The organism is Polynucleobacter sp. IMCC 30228, assembly GCF_021395205.1.
GTDB lineage: Bacteria > Pseudomonadota > Gammaproteobacteria > Burkholderiales > Burkholderiaceae > Polynucleobacter.
Map to the genome: position 1 here is coordinate 1 of NZ_JAJVCS010000010.1, position 6,218 is coordinate 6,218.

The 6,218-nt window shown below is 41.0% G+C and carries 6 protein-coding genes; 5 read left to right on the forward strand and 1 reads right to left on the reverse strand.

Annotation, left to right across the window (positions count from 1 at the left end; translation table 11 throughout):
* A partial coding sequence (locus LZT21_RS11780) for a hypothetical protein (protein WP_233990997.1) occupies window positions 1-355 on the forward strand: 355 nt, incomplete at its 5' end.
* Between the two features lie 320 nt (window positions 356-675).
* Here LZT21_RS11780 and LZT21_RS11785 read toward each other — a convergent pair.
* Complete coding sequence (locus LZT21_RS11785) at window positions 676-1,665, reverse strand: tripartite tricarboxylate transporter substrate binding protein (protein ID WP_233925014.1); 990 nt, start codon at window positions 1,663-1,665, stop codon at window positions 676-678.
* Window positions 1,666-1,790: 125 nt separating this feature from the next.
* Between LZT21_RS11785 and LZT21_RS11790 the strand changes: the two genes are divergently transcribed.
* The 4 genes from LZT21_RS11790 to LZT21_RS11805 all read left to right on the forward strand — a co-directional run.
* Window positions 1,791-2,498 (forward strand): FCD domain-containing protein, encoded by a 708-nt coding sequence (locus LZT21_RS11790; RefSeq protein ID WP_233925013.1) that lies wholly within the window; start codon window positions 1,791-1,793, stop codon window positions 2,496-2,498.
* A 12-nt stretch (window positions 2,499-2,510) separates the two neighbouring features.
* Entirely contained in the window at window positions 2,511-3,773 is a 1,263-nt protein-coding gene (gene phnA / locus LZT21_RS11795) for a phosphonoacetate hydrolase (RefSeq protein WP_233990998.1), read from the forward strand.
* A 55-nt stretch (window positions 3,774-3,828) separates the two neighbouring features.
* Window positions 3,829-4,521 carry an MgtC/SapB family protein gene (locus LZT21_RS11800; RefSeq protein ID WP_233925010.1) on the forward strand — a complete coding sequence of 231 codons (693 nt, stop codon included), beginning with the start codon at window positions 3,829-3,831 and terminating at the stop codon, window positions 4,519-4,521.
* 390 nt (window positions 4,522-4,911) lie between these two features.
* A partial coding sequence (locus tag LZT21_RS11805; protein WP_233991000.1) for a cache domain-containing protein occupies window positions 4,912-6,218 on the forward strand: 1,307 nt, incomplete at its 3' end.

The window sequence follows — 6,218 nt, forward strand, 5'->3', positions numbered from 1 at the left end:
TCAAACAACAGGCGTAATGACTACTGTTTGGAATCGACCCGATTGGCGCACGACAGATTATTTTTCTTTAGTTGGCCCAGCTAACCAAAGGATATTAATTTCTCAATACCTTAATCCGAATATTTCTTCTTCGACAAGTGTTCTGCAAGCTGCGCTCTATAGTGGCAACTATACCGAAACTGTAGAGTGGGCCAATGCAAGCACAGGTACGACTATTCTTAGGCCGCCACCTAGCGCATATACGCCATCAACTGCTCTAGGATCTCTACCAAATCTTGGATATGGAGGATTAATTTATATGATGGGGAATACGGGGTCAATTTATTTCTATCAGGCTGCAGCCTTAAGTAATTAACTTTAAGGGTATAAGGTCGCACGTTCGAAACGTGCTGGGCAGGCCAAATCTCACTATTTAATACGGTTTCAGCCTGGTCAATTGTGATCTATTGAGTCAATCATGGGTGAGCTCGGCTAGCGTGCCTAATCCAGCCGACTATGGGCAACCCTGCGACTGGCACGAGCTAGGTAGAATTTTGACCCTGGTCGTTTAGTGTCGGTTTGACCCGACAAAAATAATAGTTTTGGTTCAAGTCCTGGTCGGCCCACTAATATAAAAACCCTCACTAGCGATAGTGGGGGTTCGGTTTTTTGAGCGTTACTTTAAGTGACGCTTAGTTAGTCAATGGTTACGTTAGCTGACTTTGCAACCTTACCCCACTTATCAGTCTCATCTTTAACATACTGAATAAAAAGTTTTTGTGTGCTGGGCCCAGTATCAGCCCCTTGGTTGGCCCAGAGAGTTTTAATCTCAGGAGAGTTGAGGGCTTTAGTTGTTGCGACGAAGAGCTTATCTTGAATGGTTTGGGGTGTGCTAGCTGGAACCCAAAATCCATACCAAGATATTGATTCAAATCCGAGTACGCCGGCTTCAGCCATTGTGGGTATTTCTGGAAATGCTGGAGATCTTTGTGGTGACGTAACTGCCAATGGACGAATGGTACCCGCGCGGATATAGGTTGCTGCGCTACCCAGACCCTCAAAGATTAGATCAACTTCACCACTCATGAGGGCAACCATTGCAGGGCCGGATCCCTTATAGGGCACATGTACAAGCGAAGTACCTGTCAATTTATTAAAAATCTCACCAGCAAGATGTCTCGTGGTGCCGTTGCCAGAGGAGCCGTAGTTGACTTTGCCAGGATTACTTTTAGAGTATTGAATTAATTCTTTTACACTTTGAATTGGCAGCTTATTGTTAACAACAAGGACATCTGGAACAAAAGCAACTCCTCTTATTGGAATGAGATCCTTTTCTAGGTTGTACGGTAGATTTTTGTAAATACTCTCGGCAACAGTATGGTGAACGGCACCCATAAAAATGGTGTAGCCATCTGATGGAGATTTAGCCGCTATTGCAGCCCCAATGGTTCCGCCGGCTCCCCCCTTGTTTTCAACAACAACTTGCTGCCCCAACTCTTTTGACAATTGCGCTGCTAAAGGTCTGGCGAAAGTATCAGTGCCACCACCAGGTGGAAAGGGCACTATAAGTTTGATTGATTTATTAGGCCAATCCGACTGGGCAAGCGCTGGCTGTGTAACTGTCAACATGACAATCACTAAAGTGATTAGGCGTATTACGTGCTTTGAAACTAGTACTAGGTTCATTGATGGTCTCCTTGGCCTCATAGCCTAACAATCATTTATTTCAATTTTATGATACTTTTACTGTATATTGTTGACAATATACCATAAAACTGATCTAATGACACAACTAATACGGCGGGAATGAAATGAATCGCACTGAAGAGAAGATTGGCTTAAGTATTCAAAATAGCGCATTTGAGCTATTGCGTGAGCATTCCTTAAGTAATCTAGTTGAAAGAGAGATTGAGCGTCAGATTATTTCCGGGGAGTTAACTTCTGGCGAAAAACTGACAGAGGCGGGAATAGCAAATCAGTTGCGAATATCTAGAGGCCCAGTACGCGAAGCATTACGCTCATTGGAGCAGGCTGGCTTGGTTGTTAATGAGAAAAATCGCGGAATGTCGGTAAGGCAAATCTCGCTTGATGAAGTTGGACATATTTACGAGGTTCGCGCAGCTTTAGATGGGTTAATTGGTAGGCTGGCTGCCGAGCGAATTACAAAGGCGCAATTAAAGAAACTCAAAGAGCTCATTAAGGAGATGAAAGTAGCGGCAGCACAAAATGATTTTGTTGCTTACTTTCCATTGAATATAGCCTTTCATGAACATCTTGCGTTAGCAGCCCACAATCCTGCATTGGTAATGAACTACCGCCGTGTAACGAATGAATTAACTCTATTTCGTAGAGCGACATTTGAAAAAAATGTTTCCAATATTCAGATCTCAACCAAAAATCATGAACAAATAGTGAAGGCTATTGAATCCGGTGATGTAGATTTATCAGAAAAGTTGCTCTTTGATCATGTAATGGATAGTAAAAAGCGTTTATATGAAGCGCTTAATTTAAATAGGTAGGAAGAAATGACTATGAATCAAGACTCCAAGAAGACTCAGGTAGAGGTTAATCAAAAAAAATATGCCTGGCCTATATCGCCAGCAGTCGTGGTATGTATAGATGGAGGCGATCCAGCGTATTTGAAACAATTTCTTGCGGATGGATCAATTCCTAATATTGCAAAATTTATTAAAGAGGGTTTTAGTGTGATTGCTGACGGCACTATGCCTAGCTTTACGTGCCCAAATAATATGTCCATCATCACAGGAACGCCTGCGTCTGCACATGGCATTTCAGGAAACTACTATTTAGATACCAAGACATGGGAGCCGGTTGTCATGACTGGACCAGATTTATTGCGTGGTGACACTATTCTTTCTGGATTTGCAAAAGCTGGAGCTAAGGTTGTTTCAATTACCGCTAAAGATAAACTTAGAAAGCAACTTGGAAAGAATTTAGATTTGAGTAACGGTAGCATTTCTTTTTCTTCAGAGTTTTCTGGTAGTTGCACCATGGCTGAGAATGGCATTGAGAATGTATTAGATCTGGCTGGAATGCCTCAGCCAGACATTTATTCAATGGAGCTTTCTTTGTTTGTGCTAAAGGCTGGCATTCAAATCTTAAAGCGTGACCGGCCTGATTTAATGTATCTATCACTAACTGATTGGGTGCAGCATAAGTTTGCGCCAAATGAAGATGGTGCTCGCATCTTCTATCAAGAACTAGATAAATGCTTTGGAGAGTTGGATACATTGGGGGCGACTATTGCGCTGACTGCAGACCACGGCATGAATGACAAGTCAAATTCTGCTGGAAAGCCAAACGTTATCTGGCTTCAGGATATTTTGGATGCTAAGTTTGGCAAAGGTGATGCTCAGGTTATATGCCCAATTACGGATGCATATGTTGGTCATCACGGCGCATTAGGTGGATTTGTGCGTGTTTGGTGTAGGGGCAAAGCAACCCCAAAAGAGATCATTGAAGTCATTGCAGGTATAGACGGCATTGAACAGGTATTGAATAAAGATAGTGCTTGTAAGCTTTTTGAATTGCCCGCTGATCGTGAGGCAGATGTTGTTGTGATTTCAAGAGCAGATGTCTGCATAGGTTCATCTGCTGCAAATCATGACTTAAAGGGCTTAGAAGGCCATCGCCTAAGAACACATGGTGGCACTTCGGAGGCTAAGGTTCCCATCATTATCAATAAGCCAATGAATGAGGCCTATAAGTTAAAAGCCGCATCTGGAACGTTGAAAAGTTATGAAATATTTGATTATGTATTAAATGGAGTTTAGTCAGCAGACTTCAATGGCCAATGTAAGTGAATACATATTTGTTTAAAGGGTGGCAATGGATCAAACCTCGCTCCTAATCACAACAAACCTTCTTACCTCTTTGATTGCCGGAGGAATTATCGGCATGGAAAGAAGTCTCCATGGTCGCCCGGCAGGATTTAGAACGCATGCCCTAGTTTGCCTTGCATCTAGTTTGCTAATGTCGGTGACCGCATTTCAAAGCATTTGGATAACTGTAGATAACAGCGAGCTATTTAGGACCGATCCAACCCGTATGGCTCAGGGAATTATGACGGGTATTGGCTTTTTAGGGGCGGGTGTTATATTTAAGAAGGGCTTAAATGTTAGGGGCTTAACAACAGCAGCTTCCATTTGGATAACGGCTGCAATTGGTATTCTTTTTGGGATTGGATTTTATTTCCCTGCAATTATCGCAACTGTCTTGGCACTTGTTACCTTGTCATTATTTAGATGGATTGAGGCAAAGATTCCATCACATCACTATGTAAATAATACAATCACCTATTCAAGGGATAAAACACCCAGCCAAATTGTGGTGAAAGAATTGCTTTCTAAACATGGCTTTAAGGTTGAAGGAATTAGTTACCAGTTAATTGGCGATGGGTCATTATTTCAATACAAAATGACGATTAGAACTAATGACTCCAGTAACCTAATAAGGTTATCTGAATGTTTAATTGGCCTGGTGGATGTCAAACATTTTGAAATTTTACCTACAGGCGACTAGACGGCACCCACCTAAGTGCGCGAGCATATGGTGAAGGCATAGTCCAGGGAGTTAGGAAACTAACACAAACCGGAATCCTTTGGTCCCAGGTTCAAGTCCTGGTGGGCCACCATAAAAAGCCCTCACTAGCGATAGTGAGGGTTTGTTCTTTTAAAGCACTTCTAAGGTAATGGTTTATCCTCTCAAATATGCAGGAAAATTTATTGCGATTAAGTATTTGCAAAATGGGGCCGCCTTGGATAGCGCGGCACTAATACGATGACATTATTTTTTAAAAAAACTAGGCATCTCAAGGTTCGCTTAAGGCCCAGTATCGTCTTTTTATTCATCCTATTAGTAGTCCCGATATTTATTTCGATGATTTGGTTTACTTATGCCTCGAATGAAAAAATGATTAGAGAAACTGCTACTAAGCATATTTCTAATCTACAAATTATTACTAATTTAAAAATTAAAGAGCTATTTGGGCCGGTAGAGCTATTGGTTATTTCTACAAGTCAATTAGCCTCAGCCGACCCCGCTTTTTTCGGGGCACCTAAATCGTGGAATTATTTATTAAGTCATTTAAATTCTTCGCCTAATATCTTGAGTGTTGACGTTGGCTTTGAGGATGGCTCATTTCGCTCTGTTCGGAGGGTTAAAGCTGATGATAAATTACAAGGTAAGCCTGTTCCGCCAACAGCAAAATATGCTTTACGATGGATTGATAAGCGCTCCAAAGAGCCAAATGTATATAAGTATGTTTACTTTGATGATAAAAATCAGGAAGTAGGATCTTCTTCAAGTGATGAGCCCTACATTCCTAAGACGCGTGATTGGTATAAGGAGGCTGCAAAAGCTGGAAAGCTGATTATTTCTGAGCCTTATATTAAAAAATCTGGTGCTTCGGGCCTTTCTATCGCAAGTCCATTTTACGTAGATAAAAATATTACTGGGGTAGTTGCAATTGATTTATCTCTTGATTCGATAGGCAAATTTTTAAATGAGCAATTAATTAGTAAAAATGGCTTCAATCTATTGCTTGATGAGCATGGGTTAATAGTTGCGAGTTCAAACCAGAAGGACGCAGCTAAGGAAATTGGTGGAGTATTGAATATGAATCAGATTTATTCAATGACTTCAAAAGTTCCATCAATCGCCATGACTCTTAAGCCAGACAATGTCTTGGCCCCCTTTATTTTTAAAGATCCCACATCACAAGAAGAATTCGTGGGCATCATCACTAGCTTACCTAAGGAATTTGTAAAAAAATGGCTCATCTTGATTGTGACGCCTTTAAATGATTTTGCTGGGCCGCTAAGAGAAAATAATAATCTCATTCTTTTATTGGGTATTCTTGCGGTTTTATTTCAGATTGGGGTAATTTATTTTTTAGCTAATTATATTTCTAGACCTTTAGAGCTTTTAACAAGGGAGATTGAAGCCCTAATTAATTTTAAAACCCATGAGAAATTTAAGATTCGCGAAAATATTACTGAAATTAATACCCTGGCAAATGCAATCACGAAACTAAAAAGCACAATTTCCGCCTTTACCTCTTATGTACCTCGGGACCTCGTCAATGATCTTCTAAGTTCAGGCAAAGCTATTGAGCTAGGTGGTGAGAGTCGTTATCTCACTGTTTTATTCTCAGATTTAAAAGACTTCTCCACGCTATCTGAAATCACACCTTCCAGAGAGCTACTATTACGAGTTTC

Bases quoted from the DNA above. Each gene is read 5' to 3' on its own strand.
- LZT21_RS11785 (WP_233925014.1), bottom strand. From the start codon at position 1,665: ATGAACCTAGTACTAGTTTCAAAGCACGTAATACGCCTAATCACTTTA.
- LZT21_RS11790 (WP_233925013.1), top strand. From the start codon at position 1,791: ATGAATCGCACTGAAGAGAAGATTGGCTTAAGTATTCAAAATAGCGCA.
- phnA (WP_233990998.1), top strand. From the start codon at position 2,511: ATGAATCAAGACTCCAAGAAGACTCAGGTAGAGGTTAATCAAAAAAAA.
- LZT21_RS11800 (WP_233925010.1), top strand. From the start codon at position 3,829: ATGGATCAAACCTCGCTCCTAATCACAACAAACCTTCTTACCTCTTTG.